The organism is Streptomyces durmitorensis (assembly GCF_023498005.1).
In the GTDB taxonomy this organism is placed as follows: Bacteria; Actinomycetota; Actinomycetes; order Streptomycetales; family Streptomycetaceae; genus Streptomyces; species Streptomyces durmitorensis.
Map to the genome: position 1 here is coordinate 3919913 of NZ_CP097289.1, position 24318 is coordinate 3944230.

The 24318-nt window shown below is 69.0% G+C and carries 21 protein-coding genes; 14 read left to right on the forward strand and 7 right to left on the reverse strand.

Annotated elements, in window-relative coordinates:
• Positions 1–86 precede the first annotated feature (86 nt).
• Entirely contained in the window at positions 87–878 is a 792-nt protein-coding gene (locus M4V62_RS17425; protein ID WP_249588190.1) for a hypothetical protein, read from the reverse strand.
• 357 nt (positions 879–1235) lie between these two features.
• Between M4V62_RS17425 and M4V62_RS17430 the strand changes: the two genes are divergently transcribed.
• Complete coding sequence (locus M4V62_RS17430) at positions 1236–3926, forward strand: FG-GAP-like repeat-containing protein (RefSeq protein WP_249588191.1); 2691 nt, start codon at positions 1236–1238, stop codon at positions 3924–3926.
• Between the two features lie 285 nt (positions 3927–4211).
• Here M4V62_RS17430 and M4V62_RS17435 read toward each other — a convergent pair whose 3' ends face one another.
• The 4 genes from M4V62_RS17435 to M4V62_RS17450 form a co-directional block, all read right to left on the reverse strand.
• Positions 4212–4799 carry a hypothetical protein gene (locus M4V62_RS17435; RefSeq protein WP_249588192.1) on the reverse strand — a complete coding sequence of 196 codons (588 nt, stop codon included), beginning with the start codon at positions 4797–4799 and terminating at the stop codon, positions 4212–4214.
• Positions 4800–4860: 61 nt separating this feature from the next.
• The gene (locus tag M4V62_RS17440; RefSeq protein ID WP_249588193.1) at positions 4861–5367 is read right to left on the reverse strand and encodes a hypothetical protein; all 507 of its coding nucleotides are present in this window, start codon (positions 5365–5367) and stop codon (positions 4861–4863) included.
• Positions 5368–5530: 163 nt separating this feature from the next.
• Entirely contained in the window at positions 5531–6367 is an 837-nt protein-coding gene (locus M4V62_RS17445; protein WP_249588194.1) for a DUF4328 domain-containing protein, read from the reverse strand.
• 140 nt (positions 6368–6507) lie between these two features.
• Positions 6508–8106 carry a beta-N-acetylhexosaminidase gene (locus tag M4V62_RS17450; protein ID WP_425575056.1) on the reverse strand — a complete coding sequence of 533 codons (1599 nt, stop codon included), beginning with the start codon at positions 8104–8106 and terminating at the stop codon, positions 6508–6510.
• Between the two features lie 285 nt (positions 8107–8391).
• On the opposite strand from M4V62_RS17450, the gene M4V62_RS17455 reads away from it, so the two are divergent.
• The 11 genes from M4V62_RS17455 (at position 8392) to M4V62_RS17505 (ending at position 20884) form a co-directional block, all read left to right on the forward strand.
• Positions 8392–8943 (forward strand): 2-oxo-4-hydroxy-4-carboxy-5-ureidoimidazoline decarboxylase, encoded by a 552-nt coding sequence (locus tag M4V62_RS17455; protein WP_249588195.1) that lies wholly within the window; start codon positions 8392–8394, stop codon positions 8941–8943.
• 149 nt (positions 8944–9092) lie between these two features.
• On the forward strand, positions 9093–9473 hold the full coding sequence (gene sdhC / locus M4V62_RS17460; RefSeq protein ID WP_283779093.1) for a succinate dehydrogenase, cytochrome b556 subunit: 381 nt from the start codon (positions 9093–9095) through the stop codon (positions 9471–9473).
• Between the two features lie 8 nt (positions 9474–9481).
• Entirely contained in the window at positions 9482–9964 is a 483-nt protein-coding gene (locus tag M4V62_RS17465) for a succinate dehydrogenase hydrophobic membrane anchor subunit (RefSeq protein ID WP_249588196.1), read from the forward strand.
• Positions 9965–9980: 16 nt separating this feature from the next.
• The gene (gene sdhA / locus M4V62_RS17470) at positions 9981–11735 is read left to right on the forward strand and encodes a succinate dehydrogenase flavoprotein subunit (protein ID WP_249588197.1); all 1755 of its coding nucleotides are present in this window, start codon (positions 9981–9983) and stop codon (positions 11733–11735) included.
• The gene (locus M4V62_RS17475) at positions 11735–12505 is read left to right on the forward strand and encodes a succinate dehydrogenase iron-sulfur subunit (protein WP_249588198.1); all 771 of its coding nucleotides are present in this window, start codon (positions 11735–11737) and stop codon (positions 12503–12505) included. The genes sdhA and M4V62_RS17475 overlap by 1 nt, the downstream gene beginning before the upstream one ends.
• 196 nt (positions 12506–12701) lie before the next feature.
• Positions 12702–13328 carry a Uma2 family endonuclease gene (locus M4V62_RS17480; RefSeq protein WP_249588199.1) on the forward strand — a complete coding sequence of 209 codons (627 nt, stop codon included), beginning with the start codon at positions 12702–12704 and terminating at the stop codon, positions 13326–13328.
• 221 nt (positions 13329–13549) lie between these two features.
• The gene (locus M4V62_RS17485) at positions 13550–14194 is read left to right on the forward strand and encodes a hypothetical protein (protein WP_249588200.1); all 645 of its coding nucleotides are present in this window, start codon (positions 13550–13552) and stop codon (positions 14192–14194) included.
• The gene (locus M4V62_RS17490) at positions 14194–15264 is read left to right on the forward strand and encodes a hypothetical protein (RefSeq protein ID WP_249588201.1); all 1071 of its coding nucleotides are present in this window, start codon (positions 14194–14196) and stop codon (positions 15262–15264) included. The genes M4V62_RS17485 and M4V62_RS17490 overlap by 1 nt, the downstream gene beginning before the upstream one ends.
• Before the next feature lie 69 nt (positions 15265–15333).
• On the forward strand, positions 15334–19773 hold the full coding sequence (locus tag M4V62_RS17495) for an RHS repeat-associated core domain-containing protein (RefSeq protein ID WP_249588202.1): 4440 nt from the start codon (positions 15334–15336) through the stop codon (positions 19771–19773).
• A 119-nt stretch (positions 19774–19892) separates the two neighbouring features.
• On the forward strand, positions 19893–20324 hold the full coding sequence (locus M4V62_RS17500) for a hypothetical protein (protein WP_249588203.1): 432 nt from the start codon (positions 19893–19895) through the stop codon (positions 20322–20324).
• A 104-nt stretch (positions 20325–20428) separates the two neighbouring features.
• Complete coding sequence (locus tag M4V62_RS17505; RefSeq protein ID WP_249588204.1) at positions 20429–20884, forward strand: VOC family protein; 456 nt, start codon at positions 20429–20431, stop codon at positions 20882–20884.
• A gap of 40 nt (positions 20885–20924) precedes the next feature.
• Here M4V62_RS17505 and M4V62_RS17510 read toward each other — a convergent pair whose 3' ends face one another.
• A complete protein-coding gene (locus M4V62_RS17510; protein WP_249588205.1) occupies positions 20925–21485 on the reverse strand; it encodes a MarR family winged helix-turn-helix transcriptional regulator in 561 nt (186 codons plus the stop codon).
• An 80-nt stretch (positions 21486–21565) separates the two neighbouring features.
• Here M4V62_RS17510 and M4V62_RS17515 point away from each other — a divergent pair, with 80 nt between their 5' ends.
• Positions 21566–22864: an MFS transporter gene (locus M4V62_RS17515; protein WP_249588206.1), complete on the forward strand. Its 1299-nt coding sequence runs from the start codon at positions 21566–21568 to the stop codon at positions 22862–22864.
• Here M4V62_RS17515 and M4V62_RS17520 read toward each other — a convergent pair.
• Complete coding sequence (locus tag M4V62_RS17520; RefSeq protein WP_249588207.1) at positions 22804–23247, reverse strand: Lrp/AsnC family transcriptional regulator; 444 nt, start codon at positions 23245–23247, stop codon at positions 22804–22806. The genes M4V62_RS17515 and M4V62_RS17520 overlap by 61 nt on opposite strands.
• Before the next feature lie 112 nt (positions 23248–23359).
• On the opposite strand from M4V62_RS17520, the gene M4V62_RS17525 reads away from it, so the two are divergent.
• Positions 23360–24283: an SMP-30/gluconolactonase/LRE family protein gene (locus tag M4V62_RS17525; protein WP_249588208.1), complete on the forward strand. Its 924-nt coding sequence runs from the start codon at positions 23360–23362 to the stop codon at positions 24281–24283.
• The last annotated feature ends 35 nt before the right edge of the window (positions 24284–24318 follow it).

Sequence of the window (24318 nt, forward strand, 5' to 3'; positions counted from 1 at the left end):
CGTACCGCTGCGACACTGCTCACCGTGTCCGTGCCCCCACGGTGAGCTGCGCCAAGGTCCACAGAAATGTCACAGGTCCGGGCGGTTCAGACCTCGAAGAGCGAGCCACCGCCGAGGCCGACGTCCGCCAGGTCGAGGACCAGGGACGGGTCGGGGGCCCGCGCGACGACCGGCTTGTCGTAGTCGGACATTTCCATCTCCATGCGCACGTCGTCCTTTGTCTGTGTCATGCCGACGAGGTACGGCTTGTCGCCCGTCGCCAGGTAGACGGTCATGTCGTTGCCGCCGTCCGTCGCTTCGAGCGGCGTCACCCGCCGCCCGTGCCACTGCCTCTCCGGCAGCGCCCGCGTCCCGCTCAGATCGGTGAGTGAGCCGCCGTCGAGGTCGCCGAGCGCCGTGCCCAGGTCGCACATCTGCGCCGGCGAGGCCGCGCTCGGCGCCCGGCGCTCCGTCGGGATCCTCATGTACTTGCCGCGCGCGAGCGCCGTCCGCTCCCTGGCCCTGGCCGCGACCTCCGGGCGGCCGCTCGCCTCACCGGCGGCACGGATCGCGTCGAGCGCCTCGCCCGAGAAACGGAAGTAGGCCTCTTTGGCACTGATCATGACGATGTCGCCGCTCTTGGTGGGCCCGTCGTCGAACGTCCCGGTGCATCTGTTGTGGCGGTCCATGTGCACGGAGATCTTCTGGTGCTTGGCGGGGCCGGTGATCTCGGCGCTGATGCGCAAGGTGTCGGCGCTCTTGAGCAACTCCATGGCCTCCCCGGAAAGCCGCTCGCCCCGCACCTCGTCGGCGGGCTTCGGCGGCTCCGACGGCGTCCGCTCGACCAGCCCCTCGTACACCTTCCCCTCACCACCACCGCAGGACACGAGCGCCCCCATCACGAGACAGCAGGCGACTCCCCGCACCCACCGGCGTCTCTTCCCCACCACAGAAACCACGCTCCCCACCCGCACTTCTCTCTCACTCCCCGTTCACAGCTGTCAGGTGACCCAGCGCAACGCATTACCCAAACGTCACACCTCAGAAGTGCGGGATACGTCACGTCGCATTTCGCCCAGCCACGTACAACCGTTTGACCCTCGGGCCGGTCGTAAGCACTCGTTTTGGTCAACCGGTAATTCCGCTAAGGGGTGGGGTATTTGAGCCCGCGTAAACCGCGCGATACAGCGCGAACCACGCACGCGTACAGACCGCTGAGTCTCAAGCGCAGGGCGTGGCTGACGATCGGAGCCGTCGTGCTGGGGGGCGCGGGGGCCGTCACGTACGCGATGGCGGATCCCTCGACCGGGGACTCGACGGACGAGGTCTCCCGCGGCAAGCGCCCGGTGAGTGTGCACGACATCGCGCTCAGGGCCGACGGCGCCAAGGAGAGGGAGCTGCCGCGCACGTCGACGAAGCAGTTCTCGCTGCTCGGCGTCTCATGGACCGGCGTGACGAAGGAACTTGAGGGCACGGCCCAGGTCCGCACCCGCTCCATCGAGAGCGCCAAGTGGACCGGGTGGCAGAGCCTGGACCTGGAGCTGCACCTGCCCGAGAAGGCCGAGGCGGGCATGCGCGCGGCCTCCGAGCCGCTGTGGGTCGGCCCTTCGGACGGCGTCGAGGTCCGCGTGGTGGCGGCGGACGGCACCTCAAGTGAGGCGCTCCCCAAGGGACTTGAGGTCAACCTCGTGGACCCGGGTGTGACGTCCAAGGAGGCGGACAACCCGGCGCTGGACGGTTCCGCGATGGCGCCGGCGGCGTTCGCGGCCCCCGCGGCCGACGAGACGACGGTGCCACCGGACCCGGGTTCGGGCGGCGGTTCCGGGGAGCCCGCGCCGTCGGACCCCCCGACTGACCCCCCGACGGAGGCACCGACAGAGGCACCCTCCTCGCCCACCCCCACGGATCCGGGCACCGAGCCGCCCACGTCCCCCGCCCCCACGGGCTCCCCCACCGCCTCCCCTGACCCGGAGCCCACGGTTCCGCCCGCTCCGCCGTCCACCGTCAGCAAGCCGCCCATCCTCAGCAGGGCGGCGTGGGGCGCGGACGAGTCCCAGGTCGAGGACCCGCCGGAGTACATAGACAAGGTCAAGGCGGTCTTCGTCCACCACACGGTCGGCACGAACGACTACAGCTGCGCCCAGTCGGCGTCCCTGGTCCGCGGTGTCATGACGTACCACGTGAAGACCGAGGGCTGGAACGACCTCGGCTACAACTTCCTCGTGGACAAGTGCGGCCAGGTCTTCGAGGGCCGCGGCGGCGGCACCGATCTGCCGGTGCGCGGCGCGCACACGTACGGCTTCAACGGCGAGTCCGCGGGCATCGCGGTGCTCGGCGACTTCGAGGGCGACCCGGCCACGGGCAAACCGGCGGGCAAGCCGACCCGCGCGACCCTGGAGTCGGTGTCGCGCGTCGCGGCCTGGAAGCTGGGCCAGTACGGCGGCGACCCGCTGGGCAAGGCCACGCTGACGGCGGCCGACGACACGGGCGTGTGGAAGAAGGGCGACACCCCGTCGCTCAACACGATCTCGGGCCACCGGGACGGCTTCGCGACGGCATGCCCCGGCAAGACCCTCTACGCGAAGCTCGGCGAGATCCGCCGCTACGCGGCGAGCCCGGCCCGCAACTCCGCGATCCCCACGTCGGACTCCAACCGGGACGGCATCACGGACCTGGTGGCGGGCACGCCCAAGGCATCGGGCGGCGTGGGCAGCCTGACGGTCGTGCCGGGCGGCCTCGACGGCCCGGTGAGCGGGCTGAAGAAGACCCTCACCCAGTCGAGCCCCGGAGTCCCCGGCGCCTCGGAGGCGGGCGACAACTGGGCGGCGGCCACGGCCTGGGGTGACATCAACGGCGACGGATACGCGGACCTGGCGATCGGCGCCCCCGGCGAGGACGACACCACGAACAAGGACCGCGGCGCGGTCACGATGCTCTACGGCCCGGACTTCACCACCGGCACGGACATGCAGCTGGCGGACGACTTCCACTACCCGGGTGCCAAGTTCGGCTCCGCGGTGGCGGTCGGCGACTTCAACGCGGACGGCAAGGCGGACGTCTTCGCGGCGTCCACCGGCACCGGCGGCACCTGGGCGGCACGCTTCAAGGCGGGCAGCGAGGTGGGCGGCACCCTGACGTCGGGCGACACGGCCATCTCGTACGCGGATGCCGCGTCCGGCGACTTCAACCGTGACGGCTACGCGGACGTGGCGCTGAACTACCGCGACCAGTCGGGGATCGGCCGCGTGCAGTGGTTCAAGGGCACGAGGTCGGGCCTGAGCAGGGTCGGTTCGCTGACGGTGAAGGGCGGCAGGTCACTGGCAGTGGGCGACGTGAACGGCAACGGCTACGACGACCTGGTCATAGGCCAGCCGTACACGGCGGAGTCGGGCGCGTTCGCGGGCGGCCAGGTGACGGTGATCCCAGGCACGTCGACGGGCTTCACGACCACCGGCATGAAGACGGTCCACCAGGACACGTCCGGAGTCCCGGGCGCCGCCGAGTCGGGCGACGCGATGGGCTGGTCGGTCTCGGCGGGCGACTACAACCTGGACGGCTACGCGGACGTCCTGGCGGGCGCACCGAACGAGGACATCACGCGGGACGGTTCGTCGAGGAAGGACGCAGGCACGTCACTCCTCCTGAAGGGCACGTCGTCCGGCCTGACGGGCACGGGCGCGTCGGCGTTCTCGCAGGACACGACGGGGATCACCGGCTCCACGGAGGCGGCCGACCGCCTGGGCGCGTCGGTGACCCTGACGGACCTGTCCGGCTACGGCCGCGCGGATCTGGCGATCGGCGTGGACGGCGAGGACGCGGGCAACGGCACGATCCTGCAGCTGGACAGCGGCAGTTCGGGCGTATCGACGTCGGGTGGCGTCTACTACGGCCGTACGTTGCTGGGCACCCCGGCGGGCGCACACTTGGGCGAGACCCTGACGCCGTAGACGTATCCGCAGGAAGTAACCCATGCGCCGTGCTGCTCCCCGAAGCTGAGGGAGCGGCACGGCGCTCGGCGTCCCGGAGGACAGGACGACGCCCGCACGAGAAGACGAAGCTCCAGCAGAACCCGTCCTCGACGTACGAGATGAAGGCGAGGTTCACGACGGAGCGCCGCATGCTCTTCGCCGGTGACCGCCTGTACATCGGCGGTGAGCACGTCACGCAGCCGTCCACCGTCTTCGAGAAGAAGCAGCCGCTCGCGGCGGTTCTCGGGGGGAAGCAGGCGGCGGCTACACCCTGCTGCCGCGCTCCCGCCGCGAGACGACGGCCCGCAGCACGCGCCGCCCCTCGATCGACACCTCCAGCGCCTGCCGCAGCGCCCCGGCGCCCGCCCCCTGGTTCGCCAGCAGCTCCAGGATCCGCACCTGTCGCCGCAACTCGGCAGCGACCAGCGGCGACATCCCGTCCGTACGGCCCTCACGCCTCGCGCTCAGGGACGACGGGCGGGCGCCTCCGTCCGGCGCGGTGTCCAGCAGACGGTGGATCTGCAGCGCGGCGACGGAGCAGGCGTCGGCCCACTCCCGCAGCTCGGCGGCGGACCGCGCGGAGGGGACGGCGCCGAGCATGCGGTAGGCGAGGGTGATGGCCTCGTCGGCGGACGAGTCCTCGAGGACGTCCGCGCCACCCAGCTTCACCCGCACCTCCGCCAGCGCCATGTCCCAGGCGCCGCCCTCCGCGAGGCTCCCCCACAGCGGGCGCAGCACCTCGTCACCGCCGCCGAGAAGCGGCACACACCGGTCGAGGCAGGCGAGCCCGCTCGCCGCCAGACCCCTCTCGTCGGCCTCGGCAATCAGCTCGACCAGACTCGGGCCGCCCATGTCGTACGCCTCCCGTTGCGGACACTGCACGTCCCCTACTGCGTGCGGGCCCCCAGGAACGTCACTGCGGCACCACGCCGAGCCGGTCCAGGAAGCGGAAGAACAGCTCCTCCGCCGAAGGCTCGGCGGCGGCGTTCAGCACGTCGAGCAGGGGCGCCGCCCCCACCGTCCTGCCCGACTCCGCCGCCCAGGTCACCGCGCGGGTCGCCGCGTCACGCGGCTCCAGGAAGTAGTCGTCCAGGCTCAGACCGTCGTCGCCGAGGTACCCGGCCATCGCCTCGCGGGCCAGGCACGTCGTCCATACGCCGCTCTCCGGGGCCGCCGCCTCGACGACCACGCAGTCGCTGTCCATGACGTAGCCGAAGAGCGCGGGCGAACCCGTCTCCAGGGCCAGGGTGTTCATGTTGCCGACGTCGCGCGTGCCGTCACCGCCCGGCACCTCCCACACCTGCCAGCCGTCGTCCCGCTGCACGAGGAGGCTGAGCTCGTCCCGCACTCCCGCCACCGCCGCGAGCTCCACGAGCGGCCGCTCGCTCCTGCCCACGACGTAATAACCCCAGTAGCCCATGCCTGCGTCTCTCCCCGTGTACTCGACTCACGCTGCTCAACTGCTCTTGGCGGCTGCGATCGGCTTTGGGCGAATACACCACAGACGTAAGCAAGTTCGCCACCAAAAAGCAGAAAACGGATCTCACGGACCTCTCAAGGACCAAGGACCGCTCAAGGACCGCTCACGAAACGTGCCCGACCGTCAGCGGGTCCGCCTTCGCCTTCGCGTCCTGCATCCGCGTCAGACGGCGCACGAAGAGGATCGCCATCACGGCGGCCGCGAGGTCCAGGACGTCCGCGAGCATCAGCCCGGAGACCGCCGCGTCGACCTCGTCGGGCTCCTCCGCGGCCCAGTACCCCGAGGACGCCCACCGCCCGACGAGCAGGCTCGCCACCCACAGCGTCCACCAGCCGTTGATCAGCGGGTGCGTGGCGCGCGCCGAGGAGTCGCCGAGGGTCATCGTCCGGTCGAGGGCCACGGAGCGGTCGCCGCTCGCGTCCCAGATGTCCAGCGCGATCCGCCGCGGGAACCACAGGTTCACGACCGGCACGAACCAGCTGCCCACCGTCCAGCCGCGGGTCTTGCTGTGGATGTACGGCTCGAACACCTCGGCGTTCACGCGGACCCGGTGGAACCAGCAGAGGAAGACGACGCAGGTGGCCACGAGCGCGGCCGTCTGCAGATAGCCGGAGACGGAGTACAGCGTGTCGGCCCGTTCGGCCTCCCGCACCAGATCCGTCCCGTAGCCCACCGTGTAGCCCGAGCCGAGCAGATCGTCCATCACGTCCTGGACGACCGTGCCCGCCCACAGCGAGTACAGGTCGGCGGCGATGACGGCGCCGAGCAGCGCGATGGTCGCCCGGGCGAGTCCGACCGGCGAACGCAGGTGAGCGGGATGCCCGTTGAACGAGTACCCGGGGCGAGGCGCCGGCTGCGACTGCGCGGCCGCGATGACGCAGACGCCGCAGAGGCCGTCCGACGTCGTCGCCGTATTGAACTGACATTCCGTGCACAGCATGGCTGAGCGACCCCCCACGGGTTCAGACAGGACGACGGATCCGTCCAGGACTCCAGAGCTCCAGGTCTCCAGAACTCCGGGACTCCGGGACAGAAGAGGCCGCCGACGTCCCTCCCCAGGGCGCCGACGGCCTCCGGAACCTACCCCACCCGGTCGGCCAACTTCACGAATTCTCCCCAGGACAGGCCCGGTTCGCGCTCGTCCCACAGCTTCTGGACCGTCGCCCGCAGCGGCATCCGGACCCCCTTCGCCACCTGTGCCTGCGTCTGCGAGTCGGCCAGATCGCACCAGACGGCGAAGGAGCCGCCGAGGATCTGGTCGTCGTACTCCGCGCTCACCGGCTTCGTCCCGCGGATCACCAGCGGGGTCCACTCCTCGTAGATCCGCTGCCCGGTGGGATAGCGGAAGGTGTTGGGCTGGCCGAGGACGTAGTAGAGGTACTCGTCGTTGTAGTTGATGACCTTCCGGCCCGCCTTCAGGTACTCGACCGGCTCCCTCGCCCCGATCTCCTTGCCGGTCCAGTACGCGACGTCGAGATCGTCGTCGGCCTGCACGACCCCGCCGCGGAAGAACCCGTCGTTCCAGGCCCTGAGCCCGCGCTCGTAGGGACGCATGGTCTCGGCCCGGTCGTTGAGCCAGCCGGTCGCGAGGTCCTGGACGCGGGCGTCGGACCCGTACTTCTCGCGGGCGGCGGAGGCCAGCTGCGGATAGCTGGCCTCCGGGTTCTCGACCGTCAGGGCGCGGTACTCGTCGGCGCCCAGATGCCAGTAGCGCCCGGGGAACAGGTCCGCGTACTCCTCGAGCAGATCGTCGACGATCTCCGCGGCCTGCGGCTTGGAGATGTCGACCGCGCCGCGCGCGGGGATGCCACGGGTGTCGCGGAGCTGGAGCGAGGGGTGCGCGGCGATGACCGCGCCGAGGTGGCCCGGCGAGTCGATCTCGGGCACGACGGTGATGTGGCGGCTGGCCGCGAGCTTGAGGATGCGGCGGACCTGCGCCTTGCTGAGGTGGTCGCGCGAGACGATCTCGGGGTGCGAGTCCGACTCGATGCGGAAGGCCTGGTCGTCGGAGAAGTGCAGGCCGAGCTGGTTGTACTTGAGGTCGCCGAGCTCCCGGATCCGGTCCTCGATCCACGCCGCGTCGAAGTGCTTGCGCGCGATGTCGATCATGAAGCCGCGCTGGGGCTTGGCGGGCCGGTCGCGCACGACGCCTTCGGGCGCGGTCCCTTCGCCGCGCACCTCCTGCTTCAGGGTGCGGGTCCCGTAGAACACGCCCACTTCCTCGGGGGCGGTGATCTTCACCCGCTGCCCCTTCACGGAGAGGGTGTACGACTCGTCCCTGCCGTCGGAGGTGTCGGCCTTGTCCGGGGTGAGCGCGAGCTCCACGTCGCCCTTGCGGGGGTCGGCGTCACCGGCGTACTTGAGCTTCAGCTCCCCGGCGAGCAGCTTCCCCTCGTCGGCGAGGTCGCCGTCACCGACGACCACGCGCCCGCCGTCCTGCGGCTTCCATCCCGGCCCGCGCGCCGCGGTGTGCTCGCGTACGGCGGGGATGGTGGAGGGGGCCTTGGAGAGGGGGTAGGACTTCGTGGGCGAGGGGGTCGGGGAGACGGCGGACTTGCTGTCGGAGGGCGGATTCGCGGGCGCGCCACCGTCCCCGCCGTCGGGCCAGACGGCAACGGTCAGCGCAACGGCTCCGGCGGCCACCGCGCCGGCGGCGATGGCGAGGGGGCGGGAGATCACTGGTCACCGCTCTTCGTCGGGCAGTGCGCTGCGGGGTGAACGGGTGGGAGGGAGTGAGAGATCCGCCGCGAAGCGGCGGTCCAGGGAACGCCCCACCGGACGGCACGGGCGCCACGGACATCAGCAGTGAGAGCCAGCATCCGCACACGGTAAAACGGGGCCCGCGGCCCTACCGTCCACCACGCGAAGCGAAACTCTCCCATCCGGGTGAAATTCACGCATACGTCAGACAGTCCTCACCACGTCTCGCTACCGTTACGACAAATCCCCACGCCTCCCTCATCGATGCCCCCTGCCCAGGAGCCCCCGCTGCCCCCGCACAGTTCACCCAGCCCTCCGGCGGAGCCGAACAACACCCCGGAGCAACTGAACACCGCAGAGCCCGGCGCAGCCGAAGCCGCCCTCCTCACCTGCTGCGGCAGCCACCTCTGGGCCCGCAGGCTCGTCGCCCACCGGCCGTATCCCGACCTGGACGCCCTGCTCGCGGCGTCCGACGAAGCGGCGTACGACCTCCCGCTCGCGGACCTCGCCGAGGCCCTGGCCTGCGAACCTCTGCGTCCGGTCGCCCCCCGGCAGGGCATGTACAGCGCCGCCGACACCGCCTTGCGGGCCGCGCACGCCGCGTACGAGAGCCGGTTCGGTCACGTCTTCGTGATCTGCCTGGACGACGTCCCGCCGACCCAGGCCCTGGACCATCTGCTCGCCGGGATCCGCGCCCGTCTCGCCAACGACCCGGAGGAGGAGCGGGTCCTGGCGGCCGAGGAATTGCGCAAGCTCGCCCGCGGGCGACTCACCCGGCTCGTGCACGACCTGAATAGCCCGTACGTGCCTGTTTGATTGCCTGTTTGATCACACCTGGCTACCCCGCGCGAACGAACCGACAACTCGTCGATACGATGACGAGCGGCCGGTGGACCGTACCCGGCCGGGCCCGTCCGACCACCCAAGCCGGCTGGCCCCAATCCCCGCTCCCGGAGGGTTCTGCCGTGCCGGCTGGAACGCTGTACCGCGGCCGGGAAGGAATGTGGTCCTGGGTGGCTCACCGAGTCACCGGCGTCCTCATCTTCTTCTTCCTGTTCGTGCATGTGCTGGACACCGCTCTCGTCCGCGTCTCCCCGGAGGCGTACGACGATGTCGTCAGCACCTACAAGACGCCCCTCGTCGCACTCCTTGAGTACGGCCTGGTCGCCGCCATCCTCTTCCACGCCCTGAACGGCCTGCGTGTCATCGCCGTCGACTTCTGGTCCAAGGGCCCGCGCTTCCAGAAGCAGATGCTCTGGACCGTCGTGGGTATCTGGGTCGTCCTGATGGTGGGGGCGCTCTACCCGGTCCTCGGCCACGCCGTCCGCGAAGTCTTCGGGAGCTGACGCCAGACATGTCCGACACCACGCTCGACAAAGCCGGAGTGGGTCCCGTCGAAGGCGCCTCGCTGTACGACGTAGACAACCCGGCTCCCCTCATCGAGGCGCCGCGCAAGCGCACCTCCAAGACCCCGCGCTCGACCCGCGGCAACTTCGAGATGGCCGCATGGCTCTTCATGCGGCTGTCCGGCGTCGTCCTGGTCGTCCTCGTCCTCGGCCACCTGCTGATCCAGCTGGTGCTCGACGGCGGTGTCTCGAAGATCGGCTTCGCGTTCGTCGCGGGTCGCTGGGCCTCGCCGTTCTGGCAGGTCTGGGACCTGCTGATGCTGTGGCTCGCGATGCTGCACGGCGCCAACGGCCTGCGCACGGTCATCAACGACTACGCGGAGCGCCCGAACACGCGTCTGTGGCTCAAGGGCCTGCTGTACACCGCCACGGTGTTCACCATCCTTCTGGGCACGCTGGTGATCTTCACCTTCGACCCGAACATCCGCTAAAGCCGAGGCGACCCACGTGAAGATTCACAAGTACGACACCGTCATCGTCGGCGCCGGCGGCGCGGGCATGCGCGCGGCCATCGAGGCGACGAAGCGCAGCCGGACCGCGGTCCTGACGAAGCTCTACCCGACCCGCTCCCACACGGGCGCGGCGCAGGGCGGCATGGCCGCCGCGCTCGCCAACGTGGAGGAGGACAACTGGGAGTGGCACACCTTCGACACGATCAAGGGCGGCGACTACCTGGTCGACCAGGACGCCGCCGAGATCCTGGCGAAGGAAGCCATCGACGCCGTTCTCGACCTGGAGAAGATGGGTCTGCCCTTCGGCCGTACGCCCAAGGGTGAGATCGACCAGCGCCGTTTCGGCGGTCACTCCCGCAACCACGGCGAGGCTCCTGTCCGCCGTGCCTGCTACTCGGGCGACCGCACCGGCCACATGATCCTCCAGACGCTGTACCAGAACTGCATCAAGGAGGGCGTGGAGTTCTTCAACGAGTTCTACGTCCTCGACCAGCTCCTCGTCGAGGTCGACGGCGTCAAGAAGAGCGCGGGCGTGGTCGCCTACGAGCTGGCCACCGGCGAGATCCACATCTTCCAGGCGAAGTCCGTGGTCTACGCGTCGGGCGGCACCGGCAAGTTCTTCAAGGTGACGTCGAACGCGCACACGCTGACGGGTGACGGCCAGGCGGCCTGCTACCGCCGCGGTCTGCCGCTGGAGGACATGGAGTTCTTCCAGTTCCACCCGACCGGCATCTGGCGCATGGGCATCCTTCTTACGGAAGGCGCCCGCGGTGAGGGCGGCATCCTCCGTAACAAGGACGGCGAGCGCTTCATGGAGAAGTACGCGCCGGTGATGAAGGACCTCGCGTCGCGAGACGTGGTCTCGCGCTCCATCTACACGGAGATCCGGGAGGGCCGCGGCTGCGGTCCCGAGGGCGACCACGTGTACCTGGACCTGACGCACCTCCCGCCGGAGCAGCTGGACGCGAAGCTTCCCGACATCACGGAGTTCGCTCGCACCTACCTCGGCATCGAGCCCTACACGGACCCGATCCCGATCCAGCCGACCGCGCACTACGCCATGGGCGGCATCCCGACGAACGTCGAGGGTGAGGTCCTCGCGGACAACACCACGGTCGTCCCGGGTCTGTACGCGGCGGGCGAGGTGGCCTGCGTCTCGGTGCACGGCGCCAACCGCCTGGGCACCAACTCGCTCCTGGACATCAACGTCTTCGGCAAGCGGGCGGGTGTCGCCGCCGCGGAGTACTCGGCGAAGAACGACTTCGTCGAACTCCCGGAGAACGCCGAGGAGCTCGTCGTCTCCCAGGTCGAGCGCCTGCGCGACGCCACGGGCAACGAGCGGGTCGCCGAGCTCCGCAAGGAGCTGCAGGAGACCATGGACGCCAACGTCATGGTGTTCCGCACGGAGCAGACGATCAAGACGGCGGTGGAGAAGATCGCGGAGCTCCGCGAGCGCTACCTCAACGTCTCGATCCAGGACAAGGGCAGGCGCTTCAACACCGACCTCCTGGAGGCCGTCGAGCTGGGCAACCTGCTCGACCTGGCCGAGGTCATGGCGCAGTCGGCCCTGGCCCGCAAGGAGTCCCGCGGCGGTCACTACCGCGAGGACTTCCCGAACCGCGACGACGTCAACTTCATGCGCCACACCATGGCGTACCGCGAGGTCGGCGACGACGGCGCCGAGTCGATCCGCCTCGACTACAAGCCTGTCGTCCAGACCCGCTACCAGCCGATGGAGCGTAAGTACTGATGGCAACCCCGACCCTCGACAAGGAAGACGCCAAGCCCGAGGCCGGCTTCGCCGACTCCCCGTACATCACGGTCACCTTCCGCATCCGCCGCTTCAACCCGGAGATCTCGGCGGACGCGACCTGGGAAGACTTCCAGGTGGAGATCGACCCCAAGGAGCGTGTCCTCGACGCCCTCCACAAGATCAAGTGGGAGCTCGACGGGTCGCTGACCTTCCGCCGCTCCTGCGCCCACGGCATCTGCGGCTCGGATGCCATGCGCATCAACGGCCGCAACCGCCTGGCCTGCAAGACCCTGATCAAGGACATCAACCCGTCCAAGCCGATCACGGTCGAGGCCATCAAGGGTCTGACGGTCCTGAAGGACCTGGTCGTCGACATGGACCCGTTCTTCCAGGCATACCGCGACGTCATGCCGTTCCTGGTCACCACCGGCAACGAGCCGACGCGCGAGCGCCTGCAGTCGCCGGAGGACCGCGAGCGGTTCGACGACACGACGAAGTGCATCCTGTGCGCGGCGTGCACGTCCTCGTGCCCGGTCTTCTGGAACGACGGCCAGTACTTCGGCCCCGCGGCGATCGTGAACGCGCACCGCTTCATCTTCGACAGCCGTGACGAAGCGGGCGAGCAGCGCCTCGAAATCCTGAACGACAAGGACGGCGTGTGGCGTTGCCGCACGACGTTCAACTGCACGGACGCGTGCCCGCGTGGCATCGAGGTCACGAAGGCGATCCAGGAAGTGAAGCGCGCGCTGATCACGCGGCGCTTCTGATTCCTTCCTGGCTCGCTCTACGCAGCTGCTGAGGGCCCCGTTTCCTGGTCTTGCGCCGGGGGCGGGGCCCTCTCGCTGTTCCCGGCGGCCGACCTGGGCCTCACTCACCCGTACCGGTGAACGCGTCGAGACAGGACCCCGATCCCTTCCCCGTCCTACGAGGATGCTCTCGACACAAGCCCTCAGGAGACACGCCATGTCTGCAGAAGCTGCCGAGCGGCCCGATGACGACCTGTCCGGCGAGCGGTCCCTGCTCGCCGGGGCGAACCTGCTCATGGGTCGCAACCCGGGCCACCGCGTCGAGATCATCGGGGGCCAGATCACGGTGACCGCTCCCCCGGATGTGGCACATGCCCGCGCCCTCACCGACCTCATGGTTCCTTTCCTCGCTGCCGGACTCCACGGGATCGAGAGCAAGGTGCTCCAGGGCGTCGGCCTCTGGCTCCCCACGGGTGCGGAGGATTACGCGATCCCCGACCTCGTCGTCGTCGACGCCGACATCGACGAGCACCTCATCGAGAACAACTGCTACGACCCCCTCTCCTTCCGCCTGGTTCTCGAAGTCACCTCCAGCAACTACCAGAACGACCTTCGGGCGAAGGTCACGTCGTACGCCGCCGCCGAGATCCCGGTCTACGTCATCGTCGACCGCAAGCACGGGCGCCTCCACACCCTCATGGACCCGTCCAACGACGAGTACAAGACGCACCAGGCGCACGCCCCGGGCCAGCTGGTCAACCTCCCCGAGTCGATCGGCGCGAAGGTCACGCTCGACGTGACGGAGGTCCTGGAGGCGGGAAAGCCTGTGCAGAGCGGCAGTTGAGCGCTGCTGTGCCGGTTGTCGGTCAGCGGGCGGGGCGGGGAGAGTGAGCGAAGCCTGCTACGGCAAATGTCGCTGATCCCAGATCTGCCGACCAAGGGTCACCAATAGTCCTGGATCAGCATAAAAGCCCAGGCCGTTGACCCAATCCGCCTGGTGCCTGCACGCGCCCCAGAGATAGCGTGGGTTCGCTTCAGTTACCCCCCACCTCACGGGAGTCCCGAGTGAACCGCCCCATCCGTCTCATGACGGCCACGCTCACCGCGTCCGCGGCCCTGCTGTTGACTGCCTGCGGTTCGGGAGGCGGGGACGGGTCCTCGGACAAGATCGAGGGGGCGGGGGGCGGGGGCGCGAAGGCTTCAGCGAGCCCTTCGGCGAAGCCGGGCGGTGCGAAGCGTCCTGAGGTGGAGCTGCCGGGTTCCTTCAAGGCCGAATTCGCCGGCTGGAAGAACAGTGACCCGAAGAAGCAGGCGATTCTGGATGACGGCAAGGAGCGCCTGAAGGCGGAGTACTTGGCCATCATCGACTCGGCCCCCCAGTCCAAGGCCGTGAGTTTCTACAACTCGCAGCAGGCGTTGACGTCGTCCAGGACGTACATCAAGGGGTACGTGGACAACAACCACAACCTGATCGGCAAGGCCAGGGTCTTCAATCCGCAGGTGAGCATCTCCGACACGGGTGGGGGCGTGCTCTTCTACTGTGTGGACGAGAGCAAGGGCTACACCGAGGACCGCAAGACCAAGGAGAAGACGGGCACTCCTGACGACGTGAACCCCGTCCTCCAGTACCGCACCACCCTGAAGAAGACGTCCGAGGGCGTCTGGAGCACCGTTTCGCTCCAGACGGTGCGCGGGGGTTGCGACAAGTGATGAGGTCGCTGAAGAGGTCTCTCCCCTTGCTGGCCACGATGGTGCTCGCCCTCGGCGCCTGGCCGACGGCGGCGCACGCGTTCGGTGAGGACAACGACCACCCGCCCGCCGGCCCGTCCGGCGGCGCCTCCGGCAACTCGCTCAACGCAGGGGCCACTGCCACGAGCGTGACGGTCGAGCAGGTCTCCGGCGGGAAGTCGGGCACGGCCGGCAAGGGCCTCGCTCCGGTGGACCCGAACTGGAAGCCCCCGGCCTGCTGGTACGAGCCCGTGGCGACGTCCGAGCAGGTCAAGGCCGCGACGGAGCGGCTCAAGAAGAACCCCAACGAGAACCTGGTCCCGGTCACGCCCACGCTCAGCTGGGGCGAGCAGCTGATGGTGGACAACTACGAGAAGGGCACGCCGCAGAGCGACGGCACCAAGAGCTACAAGAACTTCAACCTCGGCAAGGACGGCAAGTTCTGGCGCGGCGTCGTCAACCCTGACATGGAGGACGATCCGGAGGCGTACAACTGCCAGGAGACCCTCTTCTGGCAGGATGCCGGGACCCTTCCGAAGATCGCCAACGCCCCCTCGCCCAAGGTCCTCGCCTCCTACGCGTACGACAAGGTCAAGGTCCCCGACACCAAGGTCGAGCTGAAGCCGGAAGCCAAATCGACGGTGAATCTGCCCACCTGGGTCTGGCTGGACAAGGGCGCCTTCGAGGACGTCAAGGTTCGCGCCGAACTGCCCGGTACGGGAGTGTGGGCGGAGACCACGGCGAAGCCGGTCAGCCTGCACCTGGAGCCGGGTACGGCGGACGCGCAGACCTTCCCCGCGTCCGGCGAGTGCAAGGTCAACGAAGACGGCAGCATCGGCACCCCGTACACGAAGGGCTCCTCCAAGGAGGACCCGCCGTGCGGCATCGCATACCTCCGCTCCACCGGCGGCAAGCCGTTCCAGCTGAAGGCGTCCATCACCTGGGAGATCACCTGGGAAGGCTCCGGCGGCGCAGGCGGCGACCTGCCGAACGGCACCTTCGACGGGACGCAGGACATCAACGTCCAGGAAGTCCAGTCCATCAACCGATAGACGACTGACGAGCTCGACGGGGGTTGCGGGATGGCGGGGAATCGTCCAGCGGATTGGCATGTCCTGGACTTGGACAGGGACCCGACTCCCGGCGATCCGGACCGGGTCCGGAACCTGGCCAAGAATCTGCACGACTTCGCCGACGACGTGTCGAAGGTCCTCCGTGACATCAAGGGGATGGCGGGTGAGGACGCGATCCTCACCTGGGCGGGCAAGACGGCGGAGTCGTTCACGGCGGAGTTCGAGGACGCGCCGGGCAAGCTGAAGAAGCTCAAGAAGAGCTACGAGATGGCCGGCGACGCCCTCTCCACCTACTGGCCGGAGCTGGAACGCGCCCAGGCCCTCGCCGACAAGGCCCTGGTCAAGGGCCGTGAGGCGCAAGGGGACTTGAGCAGCGCCCAGACCCGGCTGACCTCCGCCGACTCGTGGATGGACAAGGCGGGCAAGGAAGCCGACAAGTACAAGGACGACAAAGACTCCGGCAAGGACGTCCCCAAGCCGGACCCGGACAAGGTCAAGGCCGCCACTCGCAACGCGAACTCCGCCGAGAAGGCCCACACGGCGGCCAAGTCCGACGTGTCCGCAGCGAAGAACAACCTCGACGCCGCGAAGAAGATGGCGGAAGACGCGCGCAAGATGCGCGAGGACGCCGCCGGGACCGCGAAGAAGAAGCTCGAAGACGCTTCCGACGCGGGTATTCAGAATCGCAAGTGGTGGGAGGAGGTCGGGGACTGGGTCACCGACAACTGGGACACCATCGTCGCCGTCTGCAAGGTCGTCGTCGCCGTACTCGGCGTCATCGCGATGATCATCGGTGGGCCGATCCTGGGCGCGATCGTCCTCATCGCCGCCCTCGTCGTCCTCGCCGACACCCTCCACAAATACGCCAACGGGGAAGCAGGGCTACTCGACGTCGCCTTCGCCGCCCTCGACTGCATCCCCGGCATGAAGGGCCTCACCTCCCTCCGCGGCCTCGCCAAGGGCATGAAGGGCCTCAAGAGCGGGCTGAAGGGGCTGAAGGCCGGCCTCAAGGGGCTCGGCAAGAACGCGCCAGATGCTCTCGCCGACGGCGCCAAGGGCGCTGACAATCGGGCTGCGGACGCGGTGAGCAGCAAGGGGTCCGACCCGATCGACATGGCCACCGGGTTCATGTTTCTGCCGGAAACCGATGTCGCCCTGCCCGGCTCACTGTCGCTCGCCTTCACCCGCCGGGTGTCCTCCGGCTACCGCACCGGCTGGTGGTTCGGCCCCACCTGGGCCTCGACCATCGATCAGCGCCTTGAGACCCACACCGACGGGGTGGTGTACGTCACCGAGGACGGGCTACTCCTTGGCTACCGTCATCCCGAAAGCACACTGGAGCCGGTCCTGCCCGAGGCCGGGCCCCGTCGTCCTCTGACTCGTCTCGACGACGGCAGCTACCGCATTGACGACCCGCTCACCGGGCATACCCACCACTTCGCCATACCTGTCGACGGCATCGCTCCGCTGGAGCGAATATCCGATCGCAACGGCGACACCATCGACTTCGACTACGCCCTGGACGGCACCCCTCTCGCCATCCGGCACAGTGGCGGCTACCACCTCAAGCTGACGGTCACGGATGGGCGCGTCACCGCCCTGCACCTGGCCGGTGGGGGCGAGGACGGATCGGACGTCGCGCTACGGAAGTACGAATACTCCGACGACTGCCTCACCGGTGTCGTCAACGCCAACGGCCATACTGCGCGGTTCACTTACGACGACCGGTACCGCATCACGTCCTGGACCGATCGCAATGGCCGGAGCTACAGCTACAGCTACGACTCCGAGGACCGCTGCGTCGCGGAGGGCGGCGAGGCCGGGTACCTCACCCTCACCTTGGACTACGAAGCCACCGACCCGGCCTGGCCCCTGGCCCGGGTCACCTCCCTCACCACCGCCGAGGGCGCGGTCACAAAATTCGTCGTCAACGACAACTGCCAGGTCGTCGCCGAGATCGACCCACTCGGTGGTACGACCCGCACCACCTGGGACGAGCACCACCACCTGACGTCTTGGACAGATCAGCTCGGTCACACCACGAGCAAGACGTACGACGGTCTCGGCAGACTCATGGAGGTAAGGCGGCCGGACGGTGCGACGGTACGTCTCGCGTACGACGTCCTGGGCAGCCCGGTCGCCATCACCGGCCCCGACGGCCGTGTCCAGCGCCGGGAGTACGACGCCCGCGGCAACTGCGTCAGGATCGTCAAACCCGGTGGCGCCACGATCCGTTACACATATGACAGCCTCGGTCACCTGTCCTCGGTCACCGACCCGACGGGTTATCTCACCCGCGTGCGGTGCGATGCGGCCGGCCTGGCCGAGCACGTCACCGATCCTCTGGGCGGTGTCACGCGATACGCCCATGACGCCTTCGGCCGAGTGGCGACCGTCACCGACCCACTCGGCAACATGACCCGCATGGAATGGGGCGCGGACGGCGAACTCCTGCGCCGGGTCGGGGCAGACGGACAGGCGGAGGTCTGGACGTACGACCCCGAGGGCAACCGGTCGAGTCACACCGACGCCATGGGCGCGGTGACACGGTTCGAGTACACCCACTTCAACCTGCTCGCGGCGCGCACCGGACCCAACCGTGTCCGTCACACCTTCGATTACGACCCCTCGCTGCGCCTCCTTGGTGTGAACCGCCCGGATGGGCGGCGCTGGAGCTACGTGTACGACATCGCGGGGCGGCTCGTCTCCGAGACGGACTTCGACGGGCGCACACAGACCTACGGCCACGACGCCAAGGGTCAGGTCGTCCTGCGGACCAATGCCGTCGGGCAGACCGTGAGCATGACTCGGGACGTGTTCGGGCGCATGGTCGCCAAAAACGCGGACGGCGCAGTCAGCACGTACACCTACGACCTGTCCGACCGGCTCTGTGCAGCCGAGGGCCCTGACGCGAGCGTGACGCTGCGCCGGGACACGCAGGGACGCCTCGTCTCCGAGACCGTCAACGGCCGAACGCTTACGTTCGCCCACGACGCCGCGGGCCGAACCCTGAACCGCACTACTCCCACCGGCGTGACCAGCGCCTGGGGGTACGACGGCCGGGGTGACCGCACTCGCGCGAGCACCGCGGGCCGGACCCTGGATTTCGACTACGACGCCGCGGGACGACTGCTCGCGCTCGACGTCGACGACGCCCTGTCACTGACCCGGGCCTACGACGGTCTCGGCAGAGTCACCGCCCAGTCGGTCACCACCGGCGGCGGACGCACGATTCGCGGCCGGGCCTACCGCTACCGTGCCGACGGACACCTCACCGGCATCGAGAGCCAGGACGGTCAGAGGCGGACCTACGAGCGCGATGCGGCCGGTCGCGTCACCGCCGTCCGAGCAGAAGGCTGGAGCGAGTCGTACGCCTACGACGACGACGGCACGCAAGTGACCGCCGACTGGCCGGGCAGGCACCCCGGACAGACAGCAGTGGGGCAGCGCGACTCCGAGGGCACCCGGTTGCTCCGCGCCGGCGGCACCCGCTACGGCTACGACGACCAAGGACGAGTGGTGCGCCGCCACCGACGCCGACTCTCCCGCAAGCCGGAGACCTGGACATACACCTGGGACGCGGAGGACCGGCTCACCTCGGTCCGCACCCCGGACGGCACACTCTGGAGGTACCGCTACGACCCGATGGGGCGCCGTATCTCCAAGCAGAGGCTGGGTGCGGACGGCACGACCGTTGTGGAACAGACCGACTTCACCTGGGACGGCACAACCCTCTGCGAGCAGTTCACCACCGATCACTCGCGACCGCACGGCGTAGCCCTGACCTGGGAGTACGACGGTCTTCGCCCCATCACCCAGACCGAGCGGATCCTCACCGCCACCCGCGAGGAGATCGACGCGCGGTTCTTCGCCATCGCCACTGATCTCGCCGGCGCCCCCACCGAACTCATAGATGAGGACGGTCATATCGCCTGGCACGGCCGGAGCACCCTGTGGGGCATTACCGCCTGGCAGGACGGAAACAGCGCCTACACACCACTGCGCTTCCCCGGGCAGTACTTCGACCCCGAGACAAGTCTGCACTACAACGTTCACCGTTATTACGACCCGGAGACGGCCCGGTACGCCACTCCCGACCCGCTGGGTCTGGGGCCTGCTCCTAACCCCTTCCGCTATGTCCTCGATCCACTGCTCCGTTGCGACCCGCTCGGTCTCTACGAGATCGGCAAGCCGGACCCCGCCAGCCAGCAGGGCAATCTGCCGGTGCTCGCTGACAAGATCGCCGCGCACGGTGACATCAACAGTCGAGGCATCAAGGACGTCGACGACCTGGACGTGGCGGAGCATCTCGAGAACATGATGACCAGCACCCCCGGCATCCGCATGCGCAGTACCACTTCAGGGAACCCCCGTTTCGCCTGGTGGGACGATGCGAGCGGGACGATGCTGATCCGCGAAGGGGACAATGGAACCTTCATGCAGCCCGATGAAGGATACGAGTACTTCCTGAAGCAGTTGAAGGAGTGAGTCAGTTGGAGGGCGAGACGGAGAATGGTTCAGCTCGGCGAGCCGGGAAGCGGAAACCATATGACGTGTTCCGGGCGGCGCCGGAAAGCAGGGCTGTCTGGGCTGATCTGCCTGCATCGGTGCTTGACGAGATCGCGCGGTGCGATGCGGATCGGCTTGAGGTGGAGCGGTCCCGGCTCTCGCCGAGGGGACGGGAGTCGCTGACCGAACCCGTGTACTCAGTGGCGCACCGGTTCGCCTCCTGGGAGCGTGTGGTGCGCCGTATGGAGCCAGGTTGGTCGAGCGAAGATTTCTATCCCGTCAGCGCCTACAGCAACGACCTGGACTCCCGCGACTCCCTTGAAGACGTGATGCGGAGTGCCTTGTCGGCCGAGGCTCGCGAGGGCGCGCTGGGTCAGCTCCTTGCCCGGCTGGACTCGCGCTTCCGCGCCGAGACTGTCCCGGACCCAGAGCTCTCCCTGCGCCCCTGGGTCCGTCCGACGAAAGAGAAGCCCGAGGCCGACCTCGGGGAGTGGTGGAAACGCAAGCCAGTGCGCGAGCCCTGGGATTGACGGGGCCGTCAATCGCTGATCCGGCCGGGTGACACCAAGGCCCCTGTGGCCGTCAAACAGTGACAGTACGGCTGAATTCGGGCCGACCGACCTACTCTGACGGAATGTCAGACAACCAGTCGGTCGGCCTGTCCGTTGACCAGTCCGTTCGTCAATCCGGTGAGCAGTCGACCGAACTGCTCGGCTTCGACAACGTCCTCTTCCCCGTCGGCGACCTCGGCGAGGCCGTCGGCTTCTACGAGCGTGCCGGGTTTCCCGTGGCGCACCGGATCGACGAGATCGGGCTCGCCATCCTGAAGGTGGGGAAAGAGACACCCGGGATTCTGTTGCGGGTGGAGGACGGGGTCGAGCATCGGCCTTCCGCGTGGTCCACGCCCCGGGTGTGGCTGGAGGTGCCCGACGCGCGGGGTGCCGGGCGGGCTCTTGAGGACGCCGGGGTCAAGCTCCTGGCCCCGCCCTTCTCCGTCGCCACCGGGTACACCGTGGAGTTCGCCGACCCGTGGGGGAACGTCATCGGGTTCACCGACTATCGCAAGCGGCCCGAGCTGGCTCGGAGTTAGCCAGTCCGGCCAGGGCGGGCGTGAGCCCCCGGGGCGCGTGTTACTTCCACTGCGCCCCGCCGCCCTCCTCCGCCACCACCATGATGCGGCGCAGCATCTCCGAGAGCTGCGCGCGCTCCGGCCCCGAGAGCGCGGCCAGCAGGCGGTACTCCTCGTGGCCCAGTACGTCCATCGCGCCCAGCCAGATCGACCGGCCCGACTTCGTCAGCTCCACGTCCACCCGGCGGCGGTCCGCCTTCGACGGTGTGCGGCGGATCAGGCCGCGCTTCTCCAGGCCGTCCAGGCGGCCTGTCACTGACGCCGGGGCCAGGTCCAGGTCGGCGGCCAGTTGGGAGGGGGTCGCGCGGCCGCCGCGGCCCGCCAGCTTGTGGAGGGTGTCGAACTCCGGGCGTTCCAGGTCGAAGTCGACCAAGGACTGCTCGCGGACGCGGCGCAGATGGACGGTGAGCTTCTTCATGCGGGTGACCGCACCCTCGATGTCCGGGTCGAGAGCGGGGAGCACCGGGAGCCAGCGTTCCACGTGATCGTCGGTCCAGTCGCGCTGCGGCTCCCCCTCTCCCTCTGTCTCGCCCACGCCGTCGTTCTTGTGCCTCTTCGCCATACGCGGCAGCCTACTTCGGCGTCCTTCGCTTCCTGATATTTCGTTGACGAATAATTCGGAACCGAAATATAGTCCCCTCCATGCTGTCGCACCCCCTGCTGCGCAACCGCTCCTTCCGGCTGTTCTTCCTCGGCCGCTCCCTCTCCCTCATCGGCGACGCGGTCATCCCCGCCGCCCTCGCCCTCGCCGTACTCCGCGCCACCGGCTCCACCTCCGCGCTCGCGCTCGTACTCGGCTGCGCGATGGGGACGAAGCTGCTGTTGCTGCCGCTCGGCGGTGTCGTGGGCGACCGGTTCAACCCCCGAACCGTGGCCCTCGCATCCGACCTGGTGCGGTGCGTGACCCAGCTGTTCGTCGGGGTTCAACTGCTCGGCGGAGATCCCCAGTTGTGGCACATCGCCCTCGCCGAAGCCATCGGCGGCGCCGCTTCCGCCTTCGCCATGCCGACCCTCTCTCCGCTCATCACCGGCACGGTCGCGGCGAAGGACCGGCACGCGGCCAATGCCCTCATCGGAGTGGTCAGCAGCGGCTCCCGCGTCGGCGGCCCCGCGCTCGCCGGGCTGCTGATCCTGCTCGCGGGGCCCGGCTGGGCCTTCGTCCTCGACGCCGCGTCCTTCGCCGTCAGCGCGTGCCTCCTCGCGGCCGTCCGCCTCCACCGCGTCGAGGAACCCGCCGCGCACCGTTCGCTGCGCAAGGATCTCGTCGAGGGCTGGCACGAGGTGCGCAGCCGTGACTGGTACTGGACCAGCCTCGTCGCGCACTCCGCCTGGAACGGCGCCGCCGCCGTCCTCATGACACTCGGACCCGCCATCGCCGTCGAAGAGCTGGGCGGCGAGGGCACCTGGATCGCGATCCTCCAGGCGGGCGCCCTCGGCCTGCTGGCCGGCTCGCTGCTCGCCGGGCGGGCGCGGCCGAAGCGCCCGGTCCTGGTGGCCAACCTCGGCCTCGCGACGTACGCCCTGCCCCTCGCCCTGCTCGCGGCCGAGGCCCCCACGCCGGCCGTGATCGCCGCGTACGGCCTCGCGCAGGCGGGACTCGGCTTCCTCAGCCCCGTCTGGCAGACGTCGGTCCAGGCGGCGATACCCTCCGGCGCACTGGCCCGCGTCACCTCGTACGACTGGCTGCTGTCACTGGCCGCGATGCCCCTGGCGTACGTTCTCGGGCCGCTCGCGGCGGACGCGTGGGGCACGGCGGCCCCGCTGTGGATCGCGGCGGCCCTGGTGGGCGTCGCGTGCGCCGGGACGGCGGCCGTGCCGGGAGTGCGCCGCTTCGGAGTGAGCGACGGCGGGCACCGGCCCGTCCCCGGCGAACGGGGGAGTCAGCCCGTCCCGGGCGACACCGGCCTCTCGAAGAACGTCTCCAGCGACACCGTCGCCTGAGTCCCGCTCACCCCGTCGATCGCGTACAGCCGCCGCAGCACGTCCTGGAGTTGCTCCGTCGTCCCCGTGCGGACCTTGACCAGGACGCTCGCCGCGCCCGCGATGACATGCGCCTCCAGGATCTCGGGGATCGCGGCGAAGTCCTGCGCCCTGTCCCCCATCCAGGCCGTCGAGTCGACCATGACGAACGCCAGCACGCCCTGGCCGACGGCCGCCGGATCCACGTCGACCGTCGTGCGGCGGATCACCCCCCGCTCGCGCAGCTTGCGCACCCGCTCGTGGGCCGCGCCCGCCGAAAGGCCCACCGCCTTGCCCAGGTTCGCGTACGACTGCCCGGCGTCCTGTTGCAGCAGTGCCAGGAGCTCTCGGTCGGTGTCGTCCATCAGCCGCACTCCCTGCCATCCGTTCACTCTTCCTTGACGTACACCATATCTCGTACTGCAATATCCTCCTGTCACCGAATGTGATTCACACACACGTCAGACAGGGGTCGTCATGTCTTCCCAGAAGGTGCCCACGTCGTACGAGGTTCTGGACGACCGCTTCCGCACCGGCCGGTGCGCCAACGGGGACGCCAAGCTGGAAGTCCTCCACGACGACTGCCGGTGGGCCGAAGGGCCGCTCTACCTGCCCGCCTGGCGGCAGCTCATCTGGAGCGACATACCCAACGACCGGCTGCTGCGCTGGGACGAGGCGACCGGCACCGTCGGCGTCTTCCGTACGCCCGCCGGGTACGTCAACGGCAACACCCTCGACCGGGAGGGGCGGTTGATCTGCTGCGAGCAGGGCAACCGGCGCGTCACCCGCACCGAGCACGACGGCCGCGTCACCGTCCTCGCCGACCGCTTCGAGGGCAAGCGGTTCAACAGCCCGAACGACGCCGTGGTCCGCTCCGACGGGTCGATCTGGTTCTCCGACCCCGACTTCGGGATCACCAGCGACTACGAAGGGCATCGCGCCCCCGCCGAGATCGGCGGCTGCCACGTCTACCGGATCGACCCCGTGACCGGTGACGTGCGCATCGTCGCCGACGGCTTCGACGGGCCGAACGGCCTCGTCTTCTCGCCCGACGAGCGGAAGTTGTACGTGTCCGACTCCCGCGCCGCCCAGATCCGCGCCTTCGACGTCCATGACGACACAACCCTCTCGGACGGCGTCGTCTTCGCCGAGTCCAAGGACTCCGGATTCGACAACATCCGCTTCGACGACGGGGGCCGGCTGTGGGCCGCCGCCCTTCACGACGGCGTCCACTGCTACGACCCCGACGGCACCCTCATCGGGCGGATCACCGTCCCCGAGGCCGTCGCCAACATCGCCTTCGGCGGGCCGAGGAACAACCGGCTCTTCATCGCGGCGACGACCTCGCTCTACTCGCTGGTGATGTCCGTGACGGGGCTGCCGAGGGTCCGGGCCCTCTGACCCGGGTCCTGGCCCTGGCCTGCCGAGCGTCCGGG